The sequence below is a fragment of the Solidesulfovibrio sp. DCME genome, assembly GCF_049995385.1.
GTDB lineage: Bacteria > Desulfobacterota > Desulfovibrionia > Desulfovibrionales > Desulfovibrionaceae > Solidesulfovibrio.
Genome location: NZ_CP188261.1, coordinates 4938501 through 4964006, shown reverse-complemented (window position 1 = coordinate 4964006; position 25506 = coordinate 4938501). Strand labels below are relative to the sequence as shown.

At 69.6% G+C, this 25506-nt stretch carries 23 protein-coding genes; 9 read left to right on the top strand and 14 right to left on the bottom strand.

The features are described from left to right. Positions 1–65: 65 nt before the first annotated feature. From ACP59X_RS21945 to ACP59X_RS21895, 11 genes are all read right to left on the bottom strand, one after another. On the bottom strand, positions 66–1748 hold the full coding sequence (locus ACP59X_RS21945; RefSeq protein ID WP_428562651.1) for a YIP1 family protein: 1683 nt from the start codon (positions 1746–1748) through the stop codon (positions 66–68). A gap of 108 nt (positions 1749–1856) precedes the next feature. Further along, the gene (locus ACP59X_RS21940; RefSeq protein ID WP_428562649.1) at positions 1857–3086 is read right to left on the bottom strand and encodes a glycosyltransferase family protein; all 1230 of its coding nucleotides are present in this window, start codon (positions 3084–3086) and stop codon (positions 1857–1859) included. Positions 3087–3142: 56 nt separating this feature from the next. Further along, entirely contained in the window at positions 3143–3838 is a 696-nt protein-coding gene (gene fliS / locus ACP59X_RS21935) for a flagellar export chaperone FliS (protein ID WP_428562647.1), read from the bottom strand. 82 nt (positions 3839–3920) lie between these two features. Continuing rightward, positions 3921–5615, bottom strand: coding sequence for a flagellar filament capping protein FliD (gene fliD / locus ACP59X_RS21930; RefSeq protein WP_428562645.1), 1695 nt, complete (start codon positions 5613–5615; stop codon positions 3921–3923). Between the two features lie 117 nt (positions 5616–5732). Then, positions 5733–6626 (bottom strand): flagellin N-terminal helical domain-containing protein, encoded by an 894-nt coding sequence (locus ACP59X_RS21925; protein WP_428562643.1) that lies wholly within the window; start codon positions 6624–6626, stop codon positions 5733–5735. Positions 6627–6986: 360 nt separating this feature from the next. After that, on the bottom strand, positions 6987–7757 hold the full coding sequence (tsaB, locus tag ACP59X_RS21920) for a tRNA (adenosine(37)-N6)-threonylcarbamoyltransferase complex dimerization subunit type 1 TsaB (RefSeq protein WP_428562641.1): 771 nt from the start codon (positions 7755–7757) through the stop codon (positions 6987–6989). Beyond that, positions 7750–8829, bottom strand: coding sequence for an RIP metalloprotease RseP (rseP, locus tag ACP59X_RS21915; RefSeq protein WP_428562639.1), 1080 nt, complete (start codon positions 8827–8829; stop codon positions 7750–7752). The genes tsaB and rseP overlap by 8 nt, the downstream gene beginning before the upstream one ends. A 131-nt stretch (positions 8830–8960) precedes the next feature. After that, positions 8961–10211 (bottom strand): 1-deoxy-D-xylulose-5-phosphate reductoisomerase, encoded by a 1251-nt coding sequence (gene dxr, locus ACP59X_RS21910; RefSeq protein ID WP_428562637.1) that lies wholly within the window; start codon positions 10209–10211, stop codon positions 8961–8963. Then, positions 10208–11731, bottom strand: coding sequence for a hypothetical protein (locus ACP59X_RS21905; protein ID WP_428562635.1), 1524 nt, complete (start codon positions 11729–11731; stop codon positions 10208–10210). Before ACP59X_RS21905 ends, dxr begins: the two co-directional genes overlap by 4 nt. A 17-nt stretch (positions 11732–11748) precedes the next feature. Continuing rightward, entirely contained in the window at positions 11749–12537 is a 789-nt protein-coding gene (locus tag ACP59X_RS21900; RefSeq protein ID WP_428562633.1) for a phosphatidate cytidylyltransferase, read from the bottom strand. A 158-nt stretch (positions 12538–12695) separates the two neighbouring features. Next, positions 12696–13178: a hypothetical protein gene (locus ACP59X_RS21895; protein ID WP_428562631.1), complete on the bottom strand. Its 483-nt coding sequence runs from the start codon at positions 13176–13178 to the stop codon at positions 12696–12698. Between the two features lie 125 nt (positions 13179–13303). On the opposite strand from ACP59X_RS21895, the gene ACP59X_RS21890 reads away from it, so the two are divergent. The 4 genes from ACP59X_RS21890 (at position 13304) to ahbC (ending at position 17477) form a co-directional block, all read left to right on the top strand. After that, on the top strand, positions 13304–15025 hold the full coding sequence (locus tag ACP59X_RS21890; RefSeq protein ID WP_428562629.1) for a sensor histidine kinase: 1722 nt from the start codon (positions 13304–13306) through the stop codon (positions 15023–15025). A gap of 21 nt (positions 15026–15046) precedes the next feature. Continuing rightward, positions 15047–15451 (top strand): response regulator, encoded by a 405-nt coding sequence (locus tag ACP59X_RS21885; protein ID WP_428562627.1) that lies wholly within the window; start codon positions 15047–15049, stop codon positions 15449–15451. Positions 15452–15473: 22 nt separating this feature from the next. Further along, positions 15474–16169: a class I SAM-dependent DNA methyltransferase gene (locus ACP59X_RS21880; RefSeq protein WP_428562625.1), complete on the top strand. Its 696-nt coding sequence runs from the start codon at positions 15474–15476 to the stop codon at positions 16167–16169. A 120-nt stretch (positions 16170–16289) separates the two neighbouring features. After that, positions 16290–17477, top strand: coding sequence for a 12,18-didecarboxysiroheme deacetylase (gene ahbC / locus ACP59X_RS21875; protein ID WP_428562623.1), 1188 nt, complete (start codon positions 16290–16292; stop codon positions 17475–17477). Positions 17478–17548: 71 nt separating this feature from the next. Here ahbC and ACP59X_RS21870 read toward each other — a convergent pair whose 3' ends face one another. Then, the gene (locus tag ACP59X_RS21870; protein ID WP_428562621.1) at positions 17549–17788 is read right to left on the bottom strand and encodes a hypothetical protein; all 240 of its coding nucleotides are present in this window, start codon (positions 17786–17788) and stop codon (positions 17549–17551) included. A 176-nt stretch (positions 17789–17964) separates the two neighbouring features. Here ACP59X_RS21870 and ACP59X_RS21865 point away from each other — a divergent pair, with 176 nt between their 5' ends. The 4 genes from ACP59X_RS21865 (at position 17965) to ACP59X_RS21850 (ending at position 21940) form a co-directional block, all read left to right on the top strand. Continuing rightward, positions 17965–19209, top strand: a complete 1245-nt coding sequence (locus ACP59X_RS21865; RefSeq protein WP_428562619.1) for an HDOD domain-containing protein — start codon at positions 17965–17967, stop codon at positions 19207–19209. Positions 19210–19235: 26 nt separating this feature from the next. Continuing rightward, positions 19236–20219, top strand: a complete 984-nt coding sequence (gene hemB / locus ACP59X_RS21860; RefSeq protein ID WP_428562617.1) for a porphobilinogen synthase — start codon at positions 19236–19238, stop codon at positions 20217–20219. Between the two features lie 135 nt (positions 20220–20354). Next, positions 20355–21539: a heme b synthase gene (gene ahbD / locus ACP59X_RS21855; protein WP_428562615.1), complete on the top strand. Its 1185-nt coding sequence runs from the start codon at positions 20355–20357 to the stop codon at positions 21537–21539. Continuing rightward, positions 21536–21940, top strand: a complete 405-nt coding sequence (locus ACP59X_RS21850; protein WP_428562613.1) for a hypothetical protein — start codon at positions 21536–21538, stop codon at positions 21938–21940. The genes ahbD and ACP59X_RS21850 overlap by 4 nt, the downstream gene beginning before the upstream one ends. Positions 21941–22082: 142 nt before the next feature. Here the strand turns inward: ACP59X_RS21850 and ACP59X_RS21845 are convergent, their stop codons facing one another. Both ACP59X_RS21845 and ACP59X_RS21840 read right to left on the bottom strand, forming a co-directional pair. Further along, a complete protein-coding gene (locus ACP59X_RS21845; RefSeq protein WP_428562611.1) occupies positions 22083–23372 on the bottom strand; it encodes a (Fe-S)-binding protein in 1290 nt (429 codons plus the stop codon). Positions 23373–23387: 15 nt separating this feature from the next. Further along, positions 23388–24116 (bottom strand): respiratory nitrate reductase subunit gamma, encoded by a 729-nt coding sequence (locus ACP59X_RS21840; protein ID WP_428562609.1) that lies wholly within the window; start codon positions 24114–24116, stop codon positions 23388–23390. Positions 24117–24354: 238 nt separating this feature from the next. On the opposite strand from ACP59X_RS21840, the gene ACP59X_RS21835 reads away from it, so the two are divergent. After that, on the top strand, positions 24355–25500 hold the full coding sequence (locus tag ACP59X_RS21835) for an acyltransferase family protein (protein ID WP_428562607.1): 1146 nt from the start codon (positions 24355–24357) through the stop codon (positions 25498–25500). Positions 25501–25506: the final 6 nt, after the last annotated feature.

Below are 25506 nucleotides of genomic sequence, written 5' to 3'. Positions count from 1 at the left end.
AGCGCTTGCCGCCATGGTGGTTGTCGCGGATTGGCGGGGCATCGTCAAGGGGATGGCGGTCCGGGCTAATGGCCGGGCGAAAGGTTCTGGAGCATGGCCAGCAGCAGGAAGAGGTAGACGGACCATTTGATGAAGATGGCGGCCAGGGTTTGGGTATAGGCGGCGTCGTGGACTTTCTTGAGGCCGATGGCTTGCAGGGCCATGTACCAGACGAGGATGACCGGGGAAAGGAGCTGGCCGGCCACGGGAATGGCGGTGAGGACCGTGGGCGCGGCGCTGTAGCACATGACGCGGAAGGTCTCGTTGAAGCCCTTTTTGGCGCTGCGGAAAAGCAGCAGCAGCAGGTGGGTGAACCAGGCGTCGAGGTAGATGCCGAAGGCGATGGCCAGGGGGACCAGGAGCAGGGCGATGAGGAAACCCAGGCTCGGGGAGGTGGCCACGGCCCCCAGGGGGTCGGGTTGGGCGGCGGGGCCGCCCAGCTTGGCCCGCAGCCCCATGAGCGACCACAGGAAATCGAGGACGAGCAGGAATTCGCTGATGATGAGGTTGAATACCAGCGCTTTACCCTTGGGCCGGCCCTCGGGCATCTGGCTGAAAAAGGCCAGGGGGGTGAACAGGATTTTCTTGAGCGTCAGCAGCAGGCCCGGGAAGAAGCCGTAGCCGTCGAGCCGCTCCCAGGGGATGGGGTCGGTGACGACCTCGCGGGGCGTGGGTTCCTCGTCGGGATCGTCGTCAGGGGCGGGCGTCCGGCGCTTTTGGGAATCCTCGTCGTCCATGGCCTTGAGCCGGGCCCAGATGTCGCGCACGCCGTCGGCGCGGTGGCGGCCGGCCGTGGCGCGGGGCGGGGCGGGCGTCTCCGGCTCCTCGTCCGCCCCGGGTTGGGGCGGCGTTTCGGGGGCCGGGGCCTGGGCCGCGCGGCGCACGGGCCGGGGCTCGTCGTCGTCGGCCGGAGGCACCGGTTCGCGGGGCGTCATCGGGGGGGCGGGCTCTCTCGGCTCGTCGTCGTCGAGGTCCGGCAGGGGGCGCGCGCGTCCGGTTTCCCGGGCGGGCGGGGCCGGATCGGCCGGCTGCCGTGGCGGGGCCGCCGCCTCTTCGTCGGCGAGCTTGTCCAGGAGTTGGCGGGTGCGCAGGGCCTGGGGCGACGGCTCATCGTCGGGCCCGTCGTCCTGGGGCTCGGGTCGCCGGCCGCGCCGGTTGCCGGGAACCTGGGCGGGGTATGCGTCCGGCTCCTCGGCCGGTGAGGCGGGCTGTGGGGTGCGGCGGTTCCTCACGGCCTGGGATGGGGCAAAATCGTCGGGTTCCTCGGGCGCGGCGGAGATCTGGGGGGCGCGCCGGTTCCTGGCGGCCTGGGGCGCCGAAAGATCGTCGGGCTCGTCGGCCAGGGGAGGGGCCTTGGGCGCGCGCCGGGTCCTGGTGGCGGGAATTTCCTGGGGATCATCCTCGGCCAGGGGCTCGGCCAGGGGCTCGTCCAGGGGCTCGGATTGGGGCTCGGGCTCGAAGCGGGCCGTGGATTCGGCCTCGCGCCGGGTCGCCGCCGGCCCGGGCCGGCGCCAGGAGGATTCGCCGTCCTCGGGCACGGGCAGGGTGACGCGGCTGCGGGATTCCGGGCGCGAGGCGGCTTGTTCCCTGTCCAGGCGGAACTTGAACCGATGGCGACATTTCGGACATGTGGCCATGGTCGAAGTGACGGGAACCTTGTGATCGGGCAATTCCCGAAAAAAACCGCATTGCGGGCAAGTGATGCGCATCGTGTCCCTTTTCCAAACGCCTGGCCGGGGGCGCCACGCGTGAACCGACGAAATGCAGTGTAGCCGCTCCACGGCGGCAAGGCAACCGCCGTCGTGTCGGGCGGTTCGTTACCATAGCTCGGCCGGGAGCAAAACCCTCCGCTGTGCCGGCTCAGCGGCCAGGGCGTCGAAAAAGGCCCGGGGCAGGACCGGGTAGTCGGGGCTGAGGTGGTGGCGGGGTGCGCCGGCGGCGTCGTCGTAGGCCGCCAGCTTGGCCGTCACGGCCCGGTCGTCGGCCAGCAGGCGGTTATAATGGGTCAGCGGCGCGTCCAGGGCCAGGACGGCCCGGCCGGACAGGCCTTCCAGGCGTTCGTGGACCGGCCGGACGTAGCGCGGCCGGGCGGGCGGGGCGTTGCGGAAAAAGCGCAGTTGGAGGTCGGGCCACAGGCCGTGGCCGACCTTGACCTGGCCGGCGTCGGGATAGAGCGTCAGGCGGGGGAAGTAGGCCGCGCCGCAGTCCGGGTCCGGGCCCAGGCGGCCAAGGAGCGCCGGCAGGTGGGGCGAGGGCCGTTCGTCGGGGTCCAGGGTCAGGATCCAGCCCGGCGGGCAGGCAGCAAGCAGGGCGTTGCGCTGGGCGGCGAAATCCCCGCCGAGGGGGCGGGCCAGATGGCGCGCGGGCATGCCCAGGGCCTCGGCCAGGCCGGCCGCGCTCGGGGGCACGGCGGCGGCGTCCCAGCACAGGACGGCGCTTTCGGCCAGCCCGGCGCAGGCGGCGAAAAAATCGGCCAGCCCGGGCTCGCCAGGTTTGGCCAGCACGGCCAGGGTCACGGGCGGGGCCGGCGCCGGGGGGACGGCCGGCGGCAGGGGCGCGCTTTGGGCCAGCATGCGCCGCAGCCAGTCCAGGGCCTGGCGCTCGGGGGCCGGGCAGGGTTCGGGATTGGCCGTGACCAGGGCGGACCGGGTCTCCAGGCCGGCGGCGAGCGGCAGGCAGTAAAGGGCCTGGCGCGAGGTGTCGGCCACAAGCCGGACCTGGCCCTTGGGGCCAAACCAGGGCAGACGGCCGGCATCGCGCAGGCGGCGGGCCGTGGCCGGGTCCGGGCACAGGACCGTCAGGAATTTGTCGGCAGGGAGGCCGTCGGCCAGGGCGGCGGCCAGGGCGCCCGTGCCGAGGCCGAGCAGCACGATGTCGCGGGTGTCCCTGGCGGCGCGCAGGATGCGCGACGCCCTGGCCTGGGTGCGCCCGGGGTCGTCCTGGGGCGCTGCCGTGGCCGGCCACGGGGCGGGGGACGGTGCGTCGCCGAGCCGCCAGTCAAGAATTTCGGATGTGTAGGTGAAAAACGGATGCGCGCCTTGCACCATGCCCTCCGGGTGGGCTGTAGCGCAAGGCGCGTCGAAAAGTCCAGGCCGGCCGGGGATCAGCCCTGGGTCTGGGTCCGGCTGGCGGCGTAGGCGGCCATGGCCCGGCGCACGGGCGAGGCCGTGGGGGTTTCGATGGTGGTGAACCGGGGCGGCGTCGGGATGTTGACGTGGGCGGCCGGGGCGCTGGAAACGGCCTCCGCGATCCTGGTGGCGGCCGGTGCTTCCTGGACGGCCACGGGGCCTTCCGGGCTGGCGGCGGGCCGGGCGGGGGCGGACTGGCCGGGGTAGGCGGCCAGGGCGGCGGCCTTGGAGGCCAGGGGCGCGGCCGGGGCGGTGGGCAGGCGGCCCGAGGACTGGGTGCCCGGGGTGGTCACGATCTTGGTCGCCACCTGGCTGTTGGCCTCGTTGAAGGCGTCGCGCAGGCCCGTGAGGATGTGCACGACCTCGTCGATCTTGGTCGCGTCCATCTTGAGGTTGGCGGCCAGCAGCCTGGTGCTGCAGAAAAAATACAGCTTTTGCAGGCGCTCGGCCAACTGCCCGCCCTTCTGGGCGTTGAGCGTGCCCTGGAGTTCGGACAGGATGTCCAGGGCCTTGGAGATGAGGATGCCCTTTTGGGCATAGTTTCTTTCGGCGATCTTTTCCTTGGCCTGCTGCAGGAACTTCAGCGCCGCGTCGAAGAGCATGATGAGCAGGTCGCCCTGGGTGGTGGTGGCGACCTGGGTCTGAAAGTATGATCTGGCGGCGCTTTGCATGGAATCCTCTCCCTGTTTTGCCTCTTATCGGACGGGAGGGGATTTTCTGTAGGGGCGAAGTGACGGTTTGTTCGGGCCGGAATCAGCTGTCGGACGAGAGCTGGGCGATCTGGGAGTCGAGCTGGGTTTGCATCTGGTTGTAGGTGGAGAGCATGGAATCGACCTTGGCGAAGCGCTTGCGCAGGTTGGAGGCGTAGGTGGCGATGCGGCGCTCCTCGAAGGCGATCTTGTCGTCGATCATGGCCGTGATGTCGTCGTAGTTCTCGTCGAGGATGTGCAGGGGGCCGTCGCTGCTGTCGGTGAGCTCGCCGAGCAGGTCCACGAGTTCGCCGGTCTTGCCCTGCTTGAGGGAGACGGTGCCGGTATGGGTGCCGGCGGTGACGTCGATGGCCTTGATGACGAGGCCGGCCTCGTCGTAGCCGTGGGAACCGGTGATGAGGTTGGAATTGCTGTGCCACATGGCTGCGTGGCCGTTGATGGTGGCGCCGGTGATCTTGCCGCTGGCATCCGTCGTGTAGGACACCTCGTAGGAGCCGCATTGGGTGGTGTTGGCGATGTAGGAGGACAAGGCCATTTCCGAGGTGTCGGAGCGGCCGACGTAGCTGGCGGCGAAGAGTTCGGCCGCCTTGGTGGCGTTGGAGGCCAGGATGCCGCTCAAGGTGTCCTCGTCGATGATCAGCAGGCCCTCGGTGTCCGAGCCCTCCTCGGCGTCGGTGGTGATGCCGAGCTGGGCCAGCACGGAGTAGGTGTCCAGAGTGTAGTCGAAGCCCACGGCCTTGCCGGCCACGGCGGTCTTGAGCTTGGTGTCGATGAGCTGCAGGCCGTAGTTGCCGGTCAGGATCGAGGCCTGCTCGGTGCTGGAGTCGTATTTGGTCAGGTCCTGGAGCAGGGTGCGCACGGTGTTCATCTGCTCCACGAAGGTCTGGATGTTCTCGCGGACGGCATCGGTGTCCGTGGCGGTGGTGATGGTGACGGTGCCCGTGCTTTTGAGGCTGAGCGTCAGGCCCGAGACAAGGTCCGTGACCGTGTTGGTTTCCCGGGTGATGTAGGCGTTGGAGGCCGTGGGCCAGCCGTCCAGCTTGAGCAGGGCGCTGGCGTTGGAGGTGATGGTGTCGAATTTCGCGGCGGTGAATCCGGTCAGGCTCGTGTTGGAGGCGATGGTCAGGCTGGCGCTATCGCCGGTGTCCATGCCGCGCATCTGGAGATAGTATTTCGAGCCGTCGTAGACCACGCTGGCTTTGACGCCGGCGTTGTTGGCGTCGTTGTTGACGATGCTGGCCAGGTCGGTGAGCGTGGCGTTGGCGCCCACGGACAGGGTGTAGGTCGTGCCCTGGTAGACGTAGGCGAAGGTGGCGTCCGAGGCCGAGGCGTTGATGTCGGTGTCGGCGCTGGAATAGCCGGTCTGGGTGACCATGGCCTTGGCCGTGGCCAAACGATTGACGGTGATCGAGTGGGAGCCGTCCAGGGCGTCGGAGCCGGTCGTGGCGGACAGGACCAGGGAATTGGTGGAATCGGTGGTCTTGACCAGGAATTCGCCGACGGTGTCCATGCCCTTCAGGGTGCTCTTGAGGGTGAGCATGGCCGAATTGAGTTCCTGGAAGGCCTCCTGCTTGCGGACCCAGGACTGTTTCCAGGTTTGCAGGGTGGTGATGCGGCCCTGCTCGACCTGGACCAGCTTGGTGATCAGCGCGTCGAAGTCGGTCCCGTTGCCGAGGCCCGAGTAGGTGATCTGGCCGGAGGTGGTGACCGGCGTATAGGCGCTGACCGTGCTGGACATGACGTCATCCCGCGCGAAGGTTTGTTGTGTTGGGCGCAGACTCCGGCGTTTTTATTGCAATCATCGTACCAATAAAAAGGCCGGACCGCCAGGGCGGCCCGGCCTTTTTTACGGGTTTTAACCCTGGATGAGGCTGAGCGCCATCCTGGGCAGGGAGTTGGCCTGGGACAGCATGGCCACGGCCGACTGGGTCAGGATCTGTTCGCGGACGAAATTGGTCATTTCGGTTGCCACGTCCACGTCGGAGATCTGCGATTCGGCGGCTTGCAGGTTCTCGGACTGGATCTGCAGGTTGGAGATGGTGTTCTCCAGGCGGTTCTGCAGGGCGCCCAGGTTGGCGCGGATCTTGTCCTTGGACACGATGGCCGTCTTGAGGGCGTCCAGGGCCTTCTGGGCCTGTTCCTGGGTGGAGATGGACCGGCCGGCGCTTCCCGAGGCGGCGCCGATGCCCACGCCCAGGGCCGAGGCCGTGGAGGTGCCGATCTGGACGTAGTAGTAGTCCTCGGCGCTGGCGTTGCCGGCGCCGAAGTGGACCTTGAGCTTGCCGGTGGAGTTGATGCCCGAACCGCTGTGGGTGGACGAGGACAGGTTGCCGTTGAGCAGGTAGATGCCGTTGAAGTCCGTGGCGTTGGCGATACGGGTGATTTCCGAGGCCATGGCCTGGTATTCGGAGTCGATGATCAGGCGCTGGTCCGAAGTGTAGGTGCCGGTGGCCGCCTGTTCGGCCAGTTCCTTCATGCGGATGAGCTTTTCGTCCACGACCTGCAGCGCGCCGTCCGCCGTCTGGATCATGGAAATGGCGTCGTTGGCGTTGCGCACGCCCTGGTTGATGGAGGCGACGTCGGCCCGCATGAGTTCGCGAATGGCCAGGCCGGCGGCGTCATCGGCCGAAGAGTTGATGCGCAGGCCCGAGGACAGGCGCTGGGTTGAGGTGGCCAGGGCGGAATACGAGTTGGACAGGTTACGGGCCGCGTTGGCGGCCATACCGTTGTAATTGATGGTCAGCGACATGGTTGTTTCCTCCTTGAAGGGATCGGGCGTCCTTGCCCTTTGCTTCCGGTTGGGGCCGCGGGCCCTCGGCCGACGACAACCGGCGTGTGCTTCGTTGATGGACTTATCGACCCCGGAAAATCGATTCTTTAGCGCCCCGCCCGGCGGACCGAAAAAAAGGCGCCCGCCCCGTTGCCGGGAGGGCGCCTGAGGCAACCGGCCGGGACCGGGCCGGTGGCGGCTGTTTGCGTCTTTGAGAAAATGAATGGCCGGCCGCCGTATCCGGCTGGCCCGGCCCGGAGGGCGGGCAGGGGTGCCGGGTCACGGCCCGGCGCGGCATCGGAAGGCAGGCGCCAGCTGAGGCGGCCCGCGCAGCGGGGCTCAGTCCCGGGTCACGGCCCGGCGCAGCATGGTCGCGGCCGCCTCGGGGGAAAGCCCACGGCCGGCGGCCAGGGCGGCCAGGTTTTCCTCGGCGTCGCTTGGGCGCAGATAGAGCGGCGAGACGGGTTCCATGGAATAGTCGGCGGCGGCGGCGGCGGCCAGCAGCGTGCCCGGGTCCGGGGCGCAGGCCTCGGGGCCGAGCACCGTGGCCAGGGGCACCAGGCGCAAAAAGGCCTCGCGATGGCGCACGGCCCCGTCGCCGACCAGCCACAGCGGCCCCACGGCCGCGCCCTCGGCCGCCCGGGCCAGGGCCGCGTCGAGAAAAAGCGCTTCGGGGGGGCCCATGGCCGCGAGCTCCCCGTCGGCCAGAAACGACTGGACGTAGACCTGGCCGGCCCGGGCATGGGTGACGGCCAGGATCGCACCCGTGGCCGCCCGGGCGGCCGAGGCGGCCAGCAGCGGCAGGAAATCGAGCCCGGCCATGGGCAGGCCGGCGCCCAGCGACAGCCCCAGGGCCGTGGCCAGGACCACCCGGATGCCGGTGAAGCTCCCCGGGCCGCGCACGCAGGCCACCCCGGCCAGGTCGGCCGGGGCCAGGCCGGCCTGGCCGAGCAGTTCCCCGATCAGGGGGGCGAGCAGGGCGGCGGCCTGGCCCGTGGCCGGGTTGGTCCGGACCAGGGGTGCCCAGCCGGGCCGGCCGAGCAGCACGGTCAGCTCCGGGGAGACGCCGTTTAAGACGAGCAGCGGCCCCGGGCCGGCCGGGCTAGCCATCGAGGACGCTCAACTGGCGGCGGATGTCGTTGACCGTGGCCAGGATCATCAGCCCAATGAGGAAGGCCAGGCCCAGCTTGGTGGTCAGCGCCCGCATGCGCGGGCTCACCGGCCGGCGCATGACGATCTCGATGGCGTAGAAAAGCAGGTGCCCGCCGTCGAGGACCGGGATGGGCAGGAGGTTGAGCACGCCCAGGTTGACGCTTATGAGCGCCGCCAGGGCGACCACGTTGCCCAGGCCCTCCGAGGCCTGCTTGCTGACCATCTGGGCGATCATGATGGGGCCGCCCAGGCTGTCCAGAGGGACCACCCGCTCCAGGAGCTTCAAAAGCCCGGTGTAGGTGACCACCACCACGTTCCAGGTCTGCTTGACGGCCTCGCCGGCGGCCGAGCCGGGCCCGAGCGGCACCGACCGGGTCTTGCCCGAGGCCACGATGCCGACCAAGGGGGCGCTTTCCTCTTCGCCGAACAGGTTTTTGACCGTGCGCATGGCCGGGGTCAGCGAAAAGGTCATGGTCCGGCCGTCGCGGTCCACGGCCAGGGTCACGGCCTTGCCGCCGCCGGCCCGGATGGACTGGGCCAGGGTGTCCCAGTTGGCCACGGCCCGGCCGTCCACGGACACCACCGTGTCCCCGGCCTTGATCCCGGCCACCTCGGCCGGGCTGTCCTTTTGCACCTGGCCCACCACGGGCAGCATCTCGAAGCGGCCCTCGGCCACCAGCAGCCCCCAGAACAGCAGCCAGGCCAGGACGAAGTTGAAGACCGGGCCGGCGGCCACCACGACCATGCGCTGCCAGGCCGGGCGCAGGCGGAACTGCTCCTCGGGGGGGTAGCCGTCGGGGATGGGGTCGTCGGGGTCCTGGGCCACGAGCTGGACGTAGCCGCCCAGGGGAACGGCCGAGAGCTGGTAGCGCGTGCGGCCCCGGGTGATGCCGAAAACCTTGGGGCCAAAGCCCAGGGAAAAGGTGACCACGCCCATGCCGAAGGCCCGGGCGGCCAGGAAATGCCCCAGTTCGTGGAAGAAAATGAGCCCTCCCAGGACCAGGGCCACGGCGAGGATGCTTTCGATCATGCGTACTCGGCTGCGCCGCCGCCCGGGGGCGGGGGCGCGGGTTTGTGACGGCCGGCGGGGGCGGGCGATCCGCGCCGCCGCTTGGGCCGATGCGTTCCGTTACTATAAGCCGTCCCGAGGCGTTGGCAACGTCAGGCCCGGGCCTCGGCCGCCCGGCGGACCCGGGCGTCGAGGTCCATGATGGCCGCCGCGTCGGGCAGGGCCTCGCCGGCATGGGCGCACAGCGCCGCCTCGATGGTGGCGGCGATGCCCGGAAACGGCAGGCGGCCGTCGAGGAACAGGGCCACGGCCACCTCGTTGGCGGCGTTGAGGACCACGGTGTGGCTGGCCCCGGCGCGAAGCGCCCGGCGGGCCAGGCCCAGGCAGGGGAAATCCCCCTCGCGCGGGGCCTCGAAGGTCAGTTGCGACAGCTTGACCAGGTCCACCCGGGGCACGGACAGGGGCAGCCTTTCCGGGTAGCCCAGGCAATAGGCGATGGCCACGCGCATGTCCGGCGGGCCCAGGTGGGCCAGAAGCGAGCCGTCGTGGAGCTGGGCCAGGGAATGGACGATGCTTTGGGGATGGACCACCACCTCGACCATGGACACCGGCAGGCCATAGAGCCGGCAGGCCTCGATGACCTCCAGGCCCTTGTTCATCAGCGTGGCCGAATCCACGCTGATTTTCGGGCCCATGGCCCAGGTGGGGTGGGCCAGGGCCATGCCCGGGGTGGCGGCGGCGATTTCGCCGGGGGATTTGGTGCGAAACGGGCCGCCCGAGGCCGTGAGCACCAGCCGCTCCACCAGGGGCAGGTCGGGCAGGCCCGGGCCGCCCAGGGCCTGGAACAGGGCGTTGTGCTCGGAATCCACGGGCAGGATGACCGCGCCGGTGCGGCGCGCCGTCTCGCGGATGAGGTCGCCGGCCAGAACCAGGGATTCCTTGTTGGCCAGGGCCACGACCTTGCCGGCGGCCACGGCGGCGAGGGTAGGCACAAGGCCGGCCGCGCCCACGATGGCCGAGACCACCACGTCCACGTCGGCCGCGCCGGCCAGGGCGGCGTAGCCTTGCGGCCCGACCAGGATGTCCGGGGCGTAGCCGGCCGGCAGCAGGGTCGCCAGGGCGGCCGCCCGGGCCTCGTCCAGCACGGCCAGGGCGGCCGGGCGGAAGGCGGCGGCCTGCTCGGCCAGCAGGGTCACGTTGGTGGCCCCGGCCAGGGCGGTCACGGCGTAGCGGTCGGGGTGCTCGGCGGCCACGCGCAGGGCGCTGACGCCGATGGAGCCCGTGGCCCCGAGCACGGCCAGCCGCCGGGGGCGGCCGGTTGCGGCTACGGCCAGGGAGGAGATGTAGCCCGAGGGCGCGGCGGCGTCGGGACAGGGGGGCGGACAGGAAGAGGTTGGGCTCATGCGTCGTTTCGGGTCCGGGCCGGGTCCGGGGCGCCGGGGGGGGCGATGCCGTAGCGGCCGAGGAGTTCGGTGATGCGGGCGGGCAGGTTGGTGGCCACCTTGCCGAGCGCCGTCAGGTTGATGCAAAGGTAGAGGTCCACCTTGTGGGCGGCGGCCTCCCACAGGCCGACCAGCGCCCTGGCCAGTTCGGGCTCGATCTGGAACAGCCGCAGGCGCTCCTCCAGCTCGGCCCCGTTTTTGGGGCGAAACAGCAAGGCGTCGGCCCGGTCGGGGTCGTCCTCGAAAAACTGCTTGCGCCGCACCTTGTTGAGCCCCGTTGCGGCCAGGGCGTCCACGGCCTCGCGGGCGGCCCGACGCACCCGGGACGAGCGGATCTGGATGCGCCCGGCGTCGGCCTCGCCTTTTTCGCGCAACAGCGAAGCGAAGTCGAATTCCATGATGTTTTCGAGCACGTTGCCCAGGCGGGCCGCGTCGAAGGTGCCGGCGGACTGGACGATGTAGGCCCGTTCCTTGGGCGCGAAATCGCGCAGGGCCCGGGAGAAGTCCTCGCGCACCACCCGCAGCGACACCGCCGCGCCCACGCACAGGGCCGTGATCTGTTCGACCCGGGCCTCCCGCCGGCCCGCGGCCGCCTCGTCGACCTCCTCGGCGGCCAGCTCCTGGCGGTAGTCGCGCGCGACCTGGTCCATGGCCGCGACGTGGGCGGCGAAAACCGCTTCGTCGCGGTCGGCCTTGCGGTCCCAGCCGGGCAGGTCGGCCCGGGTGAGGATGCCCAGGGCGGTTTCGAAGTCGGTGCGGCCTTCGGCCGTGGTCGTGGTTTCCTCGAAGGCGGTCTGGACGCGGGTCTTGGAGATGGGCTTGACCGTGCCCAGGAGCTTTTCCAGCACCGCGTCGAAGGGGAAGGCCACGACGAGGAGGTTGCCCTCGCGGGAGAGCTTGTAGCGCCGCTCGGCCAGGATGCCGTCGTAGGCGCCCCGGACCTCCTCCTTGATGAAGCGCTCGATGTAGGCCTTCCAGTACTGTTCGTCGAAGACCAGGGTGGCGGTGATCTCCTCGATCTTGGCCAGGGACGACTCGCCGAAATGGCGGATCACGGCGTCGCTGAAATGGTCCTTGATCAGGCTCGAGGCGTAGACCGCGCCCTGCAGGCACTTGGCCAGCCCGGTCTCCACCCGCTCCAGGCGTACGGCCAGCTTTTCCTGGGCGGCGGCGTCGCCCACGGCCTTGGCCTTGCCGTAGTGGTTGAGTTCGAGGAGGTAGGCGCCATAGCGCTCCTTGATGGCGGCGTGGCCGGCGTGCAGGCCCTCGGCCCGGCGCAGCAGCATGTCCATGAGGCTTTGCTGCTCGGTCTCGAGCAGGGGGAACTCGTTGATGCGCCCCCGGTTGGCCCGCAGAAATTCCAGGAAGACGCGCTCCTCCAGGACCTCGCGCCGCGCCTTGACGGCCTTGAGCTCCTCCAGCCGTTCCAGGCAGGCGGCGAAGCGTTCGTCGCGGGACAGGGATGTGGCGGCATCGTCCATGGCGGCAGACCCTCCCGTTAGCCGAGCCCCAGGGCGGCCCGGCCGGCGGCGAACACCAGGATGGCGGGCAACAGCCCGTCGATGCGGTCCAGGATGCCGCCATGGCCCGGCAGCAGCGACCCCGAATCCTTGACGCCCGAGGCGCGCTTGAGGGCCGATTCGAAGAAGTCGCCCAACTGGGAGACCGCGGCCAGGACTACCCCGGCCCCGGCCAGCGCCCAGGCCCCGGGGGCGCAAAAAAGGGCGAAGGCGGCGGCGACGAGGGCGGCGGCGGCCAGGCCGCCCACCGTGCCGGCCCAGGTCTTGCCCGGGCTCACCGCCGGCCAGACCTTGGGCCCGCCGACGAGGTGGCCGGCGAAATAGGCCCCGGTGTCGGCGGCCATGACCACGGCCAGGACGAAGGCCGTCTCGCGCACGGAAAAAAGGCACAGGAAACGCAGCGAAACCGGGATGTAAAGCAGGGCGGCCACCACGACCGCCCGGGGCGGCGCGGTCTGGCCGCGCCAGGCGAACCGGCCGAGGAAGCCGCACTGTTCCAGCCACAGGGCGGCCGTAAGCACGGCGACCAGGGCCGGCCAGCCGCCCACCACGGCCGTGGCCACGGCCGCCGCGCCGAGGACGAGGCCCGCGGTTTCGAGCACCGGCCCGGGCCGGCCGAGCATGACGAAAAATTCCCGCATGCCGGCCACGGACGCCGCCGCGACCAGGACGGCCAGAAACCAGCCGCCGGCCCAGACCGCCGCGGCCAGGACGGGCAGGCCGACGGCGGCCGTCAGCCAGCGGGATGTGTAGGATGCGCCGAACATGATGTGCTGCGAGACTCCCCGGCCCGGGCGGTGGTGCCGCCGGGCCGCGCCGTTTGGCTTGCGCCGCCGGGGCGGTTATTTTCCGGGCCGGGCGCAACCGCCCTTTCCGGCCGGGCGAAAGGCCCCGGTCGTCCAATGCCCCCGCGAACCGGGCGGCGTCAATCCCACCAGGTGACGGGTTCGAAGCTGGCCGGCAGGACTTCGGCCAGCCCGGGCAGCACCGAGCCTTCGATGAGCCCGCGCAACCGGCCCCGCAGGGCTTTGTAATACAGGTCGAGCTCCACAACGAACCAGTCGTCCCCGTCGGCCAGCCCCTGGGAGACCATCATGATGTATTCGAAGCCCTGGCCGAACCGGGCCGCGCCCGTGGCCGCGTCGGCGGCCTGGGCGAACCGGGAGAACCGGTCGAACACGCCGGCCAGGGCGGCCCGGGAGGCGGGGTCGACGTCCACGTCGGTCTGCAAGGTCAGGGTCATGTAGCCCGACCCGTCGGGCCGCACGAATTCGGCGATCTTGAGCACGCCTTCCTTGGGTGGCCCGCCAAGGCCCAGGTCCAGGGAAAACCCTGTGAAACCGGAGAGCTGTTCGTGGGCTTTGAGTTCGCGCAACTGCTTTTTGAGGTCTATGACGTCCTCGGTCATCGGAACACCTCCGCGAAACGGGCCGTTTCGTGACACTGGCGGCTTGTAAAACCCGTTGCGGAGACGTATGCTTTTTTCATGCATTTGGCCACTGTGTTCCCGCCCGCCGCCGCCGGAGCCCGTCCTTGAGCGACCGGCACTATTACCAGTCCCTGACGCGGGTCATGGTGGCCTGGATGACGGCCGTGGCCCTGGCGCCGCTTTTGGCCTGCGCCGTGGTCCTCGGCCACCAGTTCCACACCGCCTACCGGGCCAAGGTCGTGGCCCAGCTCGAGGAGCTGGTGCTCAAGCACCGCCAGCAGGTGGGCGCCTTTTTGCGCGAATCCGTGGCCGAGCTGCGGGTGCTGGCCGAGATCGCGCCCTTTGCCGACTTCACCGACGACCGGGCCCTGGCCGGCCTTCTGGCCACCATGCAGCACGAGCACGGCGGCGTGTTCGTGGACCTGGGGCTGGTGGACGGGGCTGGTGCCCTGGTCACCTACGCCGGGCCGTTCCGCCTGGGCCGGGCCGACTATGCCGAGGCGCCCTGGTTCCTCGCCGCCAAGAAGGGCGACGTGACCGTCAGCGACGTCTTTCTGGGCCTGCGGGGCCTGCCCCATTTCGTGGTGGCCGTGCGGGTGACCCACGACGGCCGGGACTATTTCGTGCGGGCGGCCATCGATTTCGCCGCCTTCAACAGGCTTGTGGAAAACATCGGCCAGGGCGCCACGGGCCAGGCCTTCATCTTAAGCGCCCGGGGCGAGCTGCAAACCACGCCCCGGCGGGCCCAGGGCATCGACGTGGCCTACCTGCGGGCCAACATCTGGGGCCAGCCCGGCTTCAGCGTGGCCGCAACCGAGGACAAGCCGCTGGTTTTTTCCCGCGAGGACCCGGAGACCGGCCGGCCCATGATCTACGTGGCTAGTGTCCTCAAGGGCGGCGAGTGGGCCCTGGTCTACCAGCAGGACGAAACCGACGCCTTTCCCTCGCTCTACCGGGCCAGGATGCTGGCCATCGCCATCGTGGCCCTGGGTGGCTGCGTCATCCTGGCCGCCTCCTGGATCCTGGCCCGGCGCATGGTCTCCCGGGTGGCCGCCGCCGACGCCGAGCGCGACGCCTTAAACGACCAGGTCATCGAGGCCGGCAAGCTGGCCTCGGTGGGGGAGCTGGCCGCCGGCATCGCCCACGAGATCAACAACCCCGTGGCCATCATGATGGAAGAGGCCGGCTGGGTGTCCGACATCCTGTCCGACGACGACCGCGACACGCCGGACAACATGGCCGAGATGCGCCGGGCCCTGGACCAGATCCGCCTGCAGGGCTCGCGCTGCAAGGAAATCACCCACAAGCTTTTGAGCTTCGCCCGCAAGACCGACGAGCGCATCAAGGAGCTCGACCTCAACATCCTGGTGGCCGAGATGGCCGAACTGTCGACCAAGCGGGCCCGCTACGTCAACGTGCGCATCGAAACCGATCTCGGCGGGGAGCTGCCCCATGTGGCCGGCTCGCCCTCGGAGCTGCAACAACTGGTGCTCAACCTCGTCAACAACGCCCTGGATGCCATGGAGCGCAATGGCGGCGTCCTGACCATCGCCACGCGCCTTGTCGGCGACCGGGTGGAGCTGCTCGTGACCGACACCGGCCACGGCATGCAAAAGGCCGTGGCCGCCCGCATCTTCGAACCCTTCTTCACCACCAAGGCCGTTGGCAAGGGCACGGGGCTGGGGCTGTCCATCTGCTACGGCATCGTCAAAAAACTCGGCGGCGAAATTTCGGTGGATTCCGCGCCGGAACAGGGCGCGACCTTCCGGGTCAGCCTGCCCGCGGCGGGCAGGCCCGCTGCCGCGGCCCGGCCGGGCCAGCCCTGAGGCCGGTTGTTGGGAGATGGCATGAGCGAACAGGTTCCCTTGCGGGTGCTCCTCGTCGACGACGAGGTGGGCTTTGCCGAGGTGCTGGCCAAGCGGCTGCGCCGCCGGGGGCTCGCCGTCGAGGTGGCCCTGTCCGGGGCCGAGGGGTTGCGGCTGCTGCGGGAAAACGACTTCGACGCCGCCGTGTGCGACCTCAAGATGGTGGACATGGACGGCATCGAGGTGCTCAAGGTTTTCAAGAAGATGGTGCCGGCCATGCCCGTGGTCATGCTCACCGGGCATGGCTCCGAGGAAGCGGCCAAGGACGGCCTGGCCGCCGGGGCCGCCGACTACCTGCTCAAACCCTGCGACATCGACGAACTGCTCGCCAAACTCGTCGAGGCCGTGGGCAAGGCCAAGGCCGACACGCCACCGCCTTCGGCCTGACCGCAGGCAAGGAGCCCCCGATATGCCCGATATGCCCCAGACGCCCGCTTCGGCCGAGGCGTCCGCTTCGCCCGAGGCGCCCGAGACCGATGCCGCCGCCCGCTTCGACGCCAAGGCCGCGGCCTGGGACACCAGCCCCCACCGCCGCAAATTGACCGCCGACATCATCGCGGCCATGGACCGGGCCGGCGTGTTCCGCGAACCCGTGGGCGACGCGCTGGATTTCGGCTGCGGCACGGGGCTTTTGACCCTGGAGCTGTCGCGGCGCTGCCAGCGCGTCACGGGCCTGGATTTTTCGGCCGGCATGCTGGCCGCCCTGGACGCCAAGATCGAGGCGGCCGACCTGCAAAACGTGGCCACCATCCTGGCCGACCTGGCCGCCGGCGACCCCTTTCCCGGCCGCTACGACCTGGTGACCAGCGCCATGGTCCTGCACCACGTGCCGGACCTGGCCCCGGTGCTGACGCGCCTTTTCGGCGCCCTCCAAAAAGGCGGCCGCCTGGCCCTGGCCGACCTCGACGCCGAGGGCGGCGCCTTCCACGACGACAACGAGGGCGTGCACCACTTTGGCTTCGACCGGCTGGAGTTGGCCGACACCCTGGCCGGCCTGGGCTTCGCCGACATCGACGCGGCCACGGCCGCCACCATCGAAAAGCCGGCCAAGTGCGGCACCGTGCGCCCCTTCACGGTTTTTTTGATGACCGCCAAACGGCCCTGAGCGATCAAGCCGCGACATCCCGGGGGGTTGGCGCCGCCCCGTCCCTTGGGCCGCCCCCTACCCCGTCCCCGGAAAATGTATTATAGGGCCTTCCCACCCAACGAAGAACGAGGATTTCGCATGATCGGCATTTCCAAGCTTTACTGCGGCGGGGTCGAGCCCTCGGACGCGCTGCGCTACGGCCGCCACTCCGGCAAGCTCCCCTCCCACCTGCTGCAATTTTCCGCGGACAAAAAACCCGTCGTGGTCTGGAACATGACCCGGCGGTGCAACCTCAAGTGCGTCCACTGCTACGCCAAGGCCGTGGACCCCGAGGGTGTCGACGACATCGGCACGGCCGAGGCCAAGGCCATGATCGACGACCTGGCCGCTTTCGGCGCGCCGGTGATGCTTTTTTCCGGCGGCGAGCCGCTGGTGCGCAAGGACCTGACGGAGCTGGCCTCCCACGCCACCTCGCGGGGCATGCGGGCCGTCATTTCCACCAACGGCACGCTCATTACCCGCGACAAGGCCCGGGAACTCAAGGCCGTGGGGCTGTCCTACGTCGGCATCTCCCTGGACGGCGGCGAGGCGGTCCACGACCGTTTCCGCGGCGTTGCGGGTTCCTTCAAAAAGGCCCTGGCCGGCATCGAGAACTGCCAGAAGGAAGGCCTCAAGGTCGGGCTGCGCTTCACCATCAACAAGCGCAATGTCGGCGAAGTGCCGCTTTTGTTCGATCTTTTGCGCGACCTCGAAGTACCGCGCATCTGCTTCTACCACCTGGTCTACGCCGGCCGCGGCTCGGAACTGATCAAGGAGGACCTGGACCACGCCGCCACCCGGGCCCTGGTCGACCTGATCATGGACCGCACCCGGGCCCTGCACGAGGCCGGGCTGGCCAAGGAAGTCCTGACTGTGGACAACCACGCCGACGGCCCCTACGTCTACCTGCGCCTGTTGCGCGAGGACCCGGCCCGGGCGGCCGAGGTCAAGGAGCTTTTGTCGTTTAACGAAGGCAACAGCTCCGGCCGGGGCATCGGCTGCATTTCCTGGGACGGCAAGGTCCACGCCGACCAGTTCTGGCGCAACCATGTCTTCGGCAACGTGCGGCAGCGGCCGTTTTCCGAGATCTGGGACGACCCGGACATCGAGCTTCTGGCCAAGCTCAAGGACAAGACGCGCCACGTCACCGGGCGCTGCGCCGGCTGCCGCTACCTTTCCATCTGCGGCGGCAACTTCCGGGCCCGGGCCGAGGCCATAAGCGGCGACGTCTGGGGGCCGGACCCGGCCTGCTACCTGACCGACGAAGAGATCCGGCCCGACGAATAGGCCGGGCCGGCCAACGGAAAAAAGGGCCGCGGGCGGATGCTCGCGGCCCTTTCGTCTTTGGGGAAGGGGTGTTAGAAAAGGGTATGCTGGTCGGTGCGCACGCCCCGGATGCGGGCCAGGGCCACTTCGGCCTGGCGGCGCATGCGGAAAAGCGCCCGCAGGCAGGTCAGGTCGTTTTCACCGGCGATGGCCGCGAGGGCCTCGACGGCCACGGCCAGCTTGGCCGTGTCGTCCATGGCCGGGCTGGTGCCGGCCTCCACGATGGTTTCGAGATCCGTGACCTTAGCCAGTGATGCCGCGCCTGCGCTCATGTCCTGCTTCTCCCCGCTGCTTCGCCCGTGGCGTGTGATGTCCGGCGGGCGTCATACTCCCGGGGCGCGGGTCTGTAAAGCGCTGCCGCCTGTTGACCATGGCCGGGGAAAAGGAATAGGAAACAATGGAAGCGATGAAGCCGTAACACACGCGGCGGCGCGCGAAGGACCAGATCGTGGGCAGGCTCCCTGTGGATGCGCTCGAACCGGGCATGGTGCTGGCGTCGGACCTCCTGGGCTCCGACGGCAAGATGCTGTTGCCCAAGGGCATGACCCTGACCGACGGCCTCATTTCCAGCCTGCGCCGGCGCGGCGTGGCCGGGGCGGACATCGACGCGCCCGGGGACGGCCAGGAGGCGGCCGCAATCGACGCGGCGCTGCTCGAGGAATGCGCCGCCCGCGTGGGCCGGCGTTTTCTGGCCAATGACCTGGCCCAGCCGGCCATGGCCGCCCTGTTCGAGGCCGCCGTCATGTCCCAGGCCCGGGCCCTGGCCGCCGGCCAGCCGCTCCCGCCCGATGTCGGCCCGAGCCCCCGGGCCGAGTCCATGGCCGACCTCTTTTTCCGCGAGGAAGGCGGCGTGGAGGACCTCGTGGACAGCGAGGTCAAACTGGCCTCCTTCCCGGACATCTATTTCAAGATCCGCCAGGTCCTGGATTCGCCCGTCAGCTCCGCCTCCCAGGTGGCCGACGTCATCGGCAAGGACACGAGCCTGACGGCCAAGCTTTTAAAGCTCGTCAACAGCCCCTTCTACGGCCTGCCCCACCGGGTGGACTCCATCAGCCGGGCGGTCATGGTGCTCGGCAGCCAGGAAGTCTCCACCCTGGCCCTGGGTATCTCGGCCATGAACGCCTTCAAGGACATCCCCCCGGAACTGATCAACATGCGCACGTTCTGGGAGCATTCCATGGCGGTTGGGGTCTTTGCCCGGCTGCTCGGCACGGCGGTGATCCGCAACGGCTCCGAACGGCTGTTCGTGGCCGGCGTGCTCCACGACATCGGCCGGCTGGTCATCTTCAAAAAGCTCCCCCACGCCGCCGTGGAGGCCATCTACTACGCCAAGGCAAACCTGACGCCCCTGTGCCTGGCGGAAAACGAGGTCCTGGGCTTTTCCCACCCGCTCATCGGGGGCCTGCTGCTCAAGGCCTGGAAATTCCCCGAGGCCCTGGTGGCCACGGTCTCCTGCCATCACACCCCGTCGGCCTGCCCGGGCGACGTCGAGGCGGCCATCCTGCATCTGGCCGACATCATGGCCGTGGCCTTGGGGCATACCCCGCCGGCCTCGGTGATGGTGCCGCCCCTCGAACCGGCGGCCTGGGAGCTTCTGGGGCTCGAACCCGGCCGGCTGGGCGAGCTGGCCGAGGAAGGCCAGTCCCAGGTCGACGACATCGTGGGCGCGTTCTTTCCGGCCCGCAAAAACTGATCAAACGCCAGCAAGCGAGGTTTCCCATGGCTTTCGGCGAGTTTCATCGCGGCCGTCGGTTGCGCCGCACGGCCTTTTTGCGCGACATGGTCCGCGAGACCGAACTGCGCCCCGACGACCTCATCCAGGGCTATTTCGTGGTGGATACGCCCGAGAAGGACTACGAAAAGCCGCTGGGCTCCATGCCCGGCCAGTCCCAGCTGTCCGTGGAGCGCCTGGTGGCCCGGGTGGGCAAGGCCATGGGCGACGGCCTGCGCTCGGTGATCCTTTTCGGCCTGCCCGAGAAGAAGGACCCGGCCGGCAGCGGCGCCTACGCCGACGACGGCATCGTCCAGCGGGCCGTGGTGCGGCTCAAGGAATCCTATCCGGAGCTGGCCGTGGTCACGGACGTGTGCCTGTGCGAATACACCAGCCACGGGCACTGCGGCCTGCTCGACGGCCACGGCGAGGTCAAAAACGACGACACCCTGGAGCTATTGGCCAAGACGGCCGTGAGCCATGCCCGGGCCGGGGCGGACATCATCGCCCCCTCGGACATGATGGACGGCCGGGTGGCGGCCATCCGCATCGCCTTGGACGACGCGGGCTTTTCCCACATCCCCATCATGTCCTACGCCGTGAAATATGCCTCGGCCTTCTACGGCCCCTTCCGCGAGGCGGCCGAGAGCGCCCCGGCGTTCGGTGACCGCAAAGGCTACCAGATGGACCCGGCCAACGTGCGCGAGGGCTTGCGCGAGGCGGCGGCGGACCTGGCCGAAGGGGCGGACATCCTCATGGTCAAGCCGGCCATGCCCTACCTCGACGTGCTGCGGCTGCTGCGCGACAGCTTCGACACGCCCATTGCCGCCTACCAGGTCAGCGGCGAGTACGCCATGCTGCAAGCGGCCATCGCCAACGGCTGGCTGGACGAAAAGCGGGCCATCCTGGAGGCGCTCACCGGCATCAAGCGCGCCGGCGCGGACATGATCATCACCTATTTCGCCGAGAAGGTCCTGCCCTGGCTCAAATAGCCACGCCTTGCCTCGGGCCCCGCCAGTCATTATAGCAGACAGATCGCGCGGTCGGCGTTTGGCGTCGGCCGCGCGTCACATCAAGCCCAAGGAGGGGGCGTCGGCCGTGCGTCGGCCCCGCCCGCGAAACCCCCTATGCAGCATCCCCACGGCAAAGCCCCCGGCCATCCCGGCGGCCAGCCTTCCGGTCATCCCTACGGTCATCCCGGCGGCCACCCCCAGGGCGCCCCGCACGGTCAAACCGGCCCCGGCGGCATGCCGCCCCTGCGGCTGATCGCCTGGGAAGTCACCCGGGCCTGCAACCTGGCCTGCAAGCACTGCCGGGCCGAGGCCTGCCTCGATCCCTGGCCGGGCGAATTCGACACCACCGAGGCCAAGGCGCTCATCGACACCTTTCCCGAAACCGGCAGCCCCATCATCATCTTCACCGGCGGCGAGCCGCTGCTGCGCCCGGACATCTTCGAGCTTGTGCGCCACGCCCGCAGCCGTGACCTGCGTTGCGTCATGGCCCCCAACGGCACGCTGATCACCGCCGAAAACGCCCGGGAAATCAAGGCCTCGGGCATCGCCCGCTGCTCCATCTCCATCGATGCCCCGAATGCCGCCGACCACGACGCCTTTCGCGGCGTGCCCGGCGCCTTCGAAGGGGCGCTGCGCGGCATCGAATACCTCAAGTCCGCCGGCGTGGAGTTTCAGATCAACACCACGGTGACCAAGCACAACATGGGAAATTTCAAGGAAATTTTCCGGTTGGCCGAAAGGCTCGGCGCCGCCGCCTGGCACATCTTCCTGCTCGTGCCCACCGGCCGCGCGGCCGACCTCGGGGCCGAGATCATCACGGCGAAACAGTATGAGGAAGTGCTCAACTGGTTCTACGACTTCCGCAAGACCACCAGCATGCACTTAAAAGCCACCTGCGCCCCGCACTACTACCGCATCATGCGCCAGCGGGCCAAGGCCGAGGGCGTTTCCGTCACGCCCGACACCTTCGGCATGGACGCCATGACGCGCGGGTGCCTGGGCGGCACGGGCTTTTGCTTCATCTCGGCCGTGGGCCAGGTCCAGCCCTGCGGCTACCTGGACCTCGACTGCGGCAACGTGCGCGACACCCCGTTCCCGGAAATCTGGCGCGCCTCGCCCCAGTTCCTCCAGTTTCGCAACAAGGGGCAATACCAGGGCAAGTGCGGCGTGTGCGAGTACCACCGCGTCTGCGGCGGCTGCCGGGCCCGGGCCCAGACCATGTCCGGCGACTACATGGCCCCGGAGCCGCTGTGTGATTACACCCCGGCCAAGGCCGGCCCGGGCGGCGACGGGGCATGAGCCCCGGCCCGGCGGCGGGGGAGGCGGCCCGGGAGCGGTCCCGGCGCCTGACGCTGCGCTTGTGGGGCGTCCTTTGCCTGTGCGCCGGCCTGGGCCTGGGGGCCTGGGCCTGGCAGCGGGGGCAGGCGGCGCCTCAGGCCTCGGGCTACGTGGTCGTGGACGGCCTGGCCTATCCGGCGCCCGTGGAAGACACCAAGGCCTACAACCGGCAGATGGAAGTCATGGGCGGCAAGGGGCTTGTGGCCGTGGAGGCGTTTTCCCGCTGGTTGGGCGGGCTTTCGCGTTCCCGGGTTTTCGCCGGCCTGCTGGCCGCCGCCGGGCTGGGCCTTGGGCTGGCCTTTTTCCGCATCGCCGCCAGGCCGGCCGTTCGCGACGACGAGGACCCCGGCCAGTCCCCCTAGCCATTCGGCCCACAACCGCCGGAAGGCGTCAGGGCCGACGTGCGGTGGTACCCTGAAACCCCTTGCGGGATTCCAAAGGGCGGGAGCCCTTTGGCCGCCGGAGGCTATTCCCCTCTTCCATTTATGACACGCCGCCTCCTCCTTAACGGCGCGCCGCCCGGTCGAAGAGTTCGAAGACCGTGGTCACGGCCACGGGCAGGTCGTGGTAGTCGGCCAACTGCTCGATCTGGCGCAGGCAGTTGAAACAGGGCGCGGCCACGAGGCCCGCTCCCGTGGCCCGGATCTGTTCGATCTTCATCCTGCCGGACACCTTCATGCGGAATTCGTAAAAGGTATCCGCCCGGCCGGTGCCTTCGGCCGTTTCCAGCACGGCCAGCCCGCCCCCGCCGCCGCAGCAGAAATTGGCCTCGCGGTTGGGCGTCATCTCCCGGAAATCGGCCACGCAGGCGGCCAGCACCTGGCGCGGCGCCTCCATCACGCCGCCGCTGCGGGCGAAATTGCAGGGGTCGTGGTAGGTCACGGGCTGGGGGTTTCGCGTTTTGTCCAGGCGGATGCCGCCCCGGGCCAGGACGTGCGCCGCGACGGTGAAGATGTCGGTCACGGCGTAGGGCAGCCCCGGCGCGCTGGTGTGGCCGCCCATGAAGCGGGCCACCCGGTAGGCGTGGCCGCACTCGCCGATGACCAGGCGTTTGGCGCCGCACTCCAGGCAGGCCTCGTGCAGGAGCCTGTTTTTGCGGCGCATGTGGTCGTCGTCGCCGGAGAAAAGCCCGAAATTGGCCGCGTCGAACCCCTGGCTGGACAGGGTCCAGGATATGCCGGCCAGGTGGAAAAAGACGGCGCAGCCCATGAGGTTTTCCGGTCGGGCCATGATCTCGCTCGAGGCCGTGGCGAACAGGGCCTCGGCCGGTTCGTTAAGGGGAATGCGGATGGCCGTGCCGTGCTCCTCGCGCAATTCCCCCTCCAGGAAGCGGATGATGTCGCGAATGGCCGCTTCGGAAGCGCCTTCGTTGTTGCCGTGGATCTCCGACGCCTCCTGGGTGGCGCTGATGCGGCAGGGGGTCAGGCCCAGGGCGTGGAGGATGGCCCGGGCCTTTCGGGTGAGGGCCGCGTTGTCCAGGCCCATGGGGCAATAGACGGCGCAGCGCCGGCAGCCCGTGCATTCGTAAAAATCGCGCATCCACACGCGCAAGGCGTCCGCGTCCGGCCCCCGGCCGCGCCGGTAGGCGGCGCGCAGAAGTTCGGCCCGCCGGGCCGGCAGCAGCCGCGGGTTCGGATCGGCCAGGCTCACCGGGCAGGCGGCGGCGCAGCGCCCGCAGGCCAGGCAGACGTCCAGGGCCAGTTGCAAGGCCCGAGGGCCATGGGCCATGTCGGCCACGGCGGCGCGGGCCAAGGCCAGCTTGTGGGCATCAAGGGCGGCCAGTCCGGGATGCATGGGCGCCTCCTCGGGTTATGTCCCGGCCGGCAAGCCGCCGGAATCGGCGACAAGGCCGGCCTTGGCCGGAAAAACACCCAGGGTGTGAAGCAGCTTGGAAAAGGGCAGGGCCACGGCCAGAGCCTGGGCCAGCAGGAAATGGGCGGCGAATCCCGGCACGTCGGGCAGGGGAACCGGGCGCAACCGGGCCAGGGCGGCGAAATAGGCCCGCACCGGGCCAAGGTCGGCCTGGCCGGCCAGGCGCATGGCCAGCCCCGAGGCGAGGACCGCCCCGAGCAGGGCCAGGCTCAAGGCGTCCCCCGGCCGGGTGATGGCCCGAAGCCCGGGAACGGTCAGGCGGCGCAGGGCCAGCACCAGCACGGCGGCCAGGGCGACAAGGCCGAGGAGGGTGCCGCACACGCTGGCCAGGCGGTCCACGGCCTGGGGAGCCAGGCCAAGGCGCGCCCACAGCCGGGGAAAATCCGTCAGGACGCGCAGGTGCCCCAGGGCCATGAGGGCCAGGGCGGCGTGCAGGGCCCAGGCGGCGGCGATGCCCACGGTCCAGACGGTGCGCCGGCCGCCAAGCAGGCAGATTTCGCGGCCGATGCCGGCCCAGGCGGCCGGCCGCGAGGTCGCGGCCGGAAAAAGGGGGGCTGGCGGCGCCTTGGCCCGCCGCCAGCGGGTCAGGCGGCGGGCCAGGCCCAGGGCCAGGACGGTCGCGGTCAGGTAGGGCAGGCAGCCCAGGGCGAGGCTGGCGTACGGCATGGTCGGCTCCTTGGCTGGCATCGATCCACCGGAGGGGATCGTCCGGGAGGGGCGGCGCGACATGATTCTTGACTGAATTGCTGGATCATGTATACTAACGGACTTTTTGTTTGTCTATTGTCCGGGTGCGTCAGGCGCCTCGCCGTAACCGCCATCCCCCTTCCGCCGACTGGCCAAACGTCTGCGCCTCGTCGGCCGTGGCGCCTGTTTGCGAATCCTCGTCCCTTTCGGAGGCTTCTTGTCGTTTTTTTCCACCGGTTCCCAGGCGCCCCTGGCGCCCGTGCGCGAGCCCATCGACGCCGACGTCTCGGCGCGTATCGACGTGCTGCGGGCCGTGCTCATCGGCCTGATCGTCCTGTGCCACGGCGGCCGCTACCTCGGCGGCACGGTTCCCTTCGCCTCGCCGTTCGTGGAGTGGGTCCTGACCATGGCCAACCGCGGGCCAACCTGCGTGGCGGTGCCGCTTTTCTTCGCCATCTCGGGCTATCTGCTGCTGCGCAAGCTCGAGGCCACCCCGGCCGCGTATTGGCGGCTGTTGCGCACCAAGGCCGTGGCCATCGGCGTGCCGTTCGTGCTTTTTAACGCCATCTGGATCGCCTGGGTGTTCCTGGTGGGCAGCATACCGCTGTTCGGCGGCCGGTCCTTCGTCCTGGCCGCCGGCATTCCGCAAAAGCTGCTCGGGCTGGGCACGTCCCCGTTCAATTATCCGCTGTGGTTTCTGCGCGATTTGCTGGTTGTTTTTGCCCTGGCCCCGATTTTCCTGGTGTTTTACCGGCGCCTGCCCCGGGGCGGGCTGTTGTTGCTGGCGGCGCTGTGGTTCCTGGAGTCCCCGGCCAGCGAATATTCCCTGGCCGGCTTCGCCTTCGCCTTCTACGCCGGCGGCTATCTGGCCAGGCGCCGGGCCAACCTGCGCGACACGGCCGGCTGGGACCTGTATGTCCTGCCGATCTTCGCCCTGGGCACGGTCCTGGTGGGGTTGCAGCCCTGGCTGGGGCTCGACCCCTACGCCCTGGCCGCCGTGAAGAAGGTCTATCAGATGGTTGGCGTGGCCGCGTTCTGGTGCCTGTCGCGGCGGCAGTGGCTCAAGGGCAGTGCCTTGCTGCACCGGGTGGCGGCCATGAGCTTTTTCGTCTTCCTCACCCACGAACCCACGGTCAGCCTGCTGCAATCGCGGCTGCTGGCCGTGTGGACGCCGGCCGGGACCGTCGGCCAGCTCGTGGCCTATCCCCTGGTGGGGCTCGCGGCCATGGCCGGGCTCTCGCTGCTGGGCTGGGGGCTGTCGCGGGCCTTGCCGCGCGTGTTCGCGGTGGCAACCGGCGCGCCGCTGCGGCTGCGCTTCGCCGCCGAGGCCGCGCCGGCGCCCAAGCCGGGCCACGGGGCGTAGGGTGCC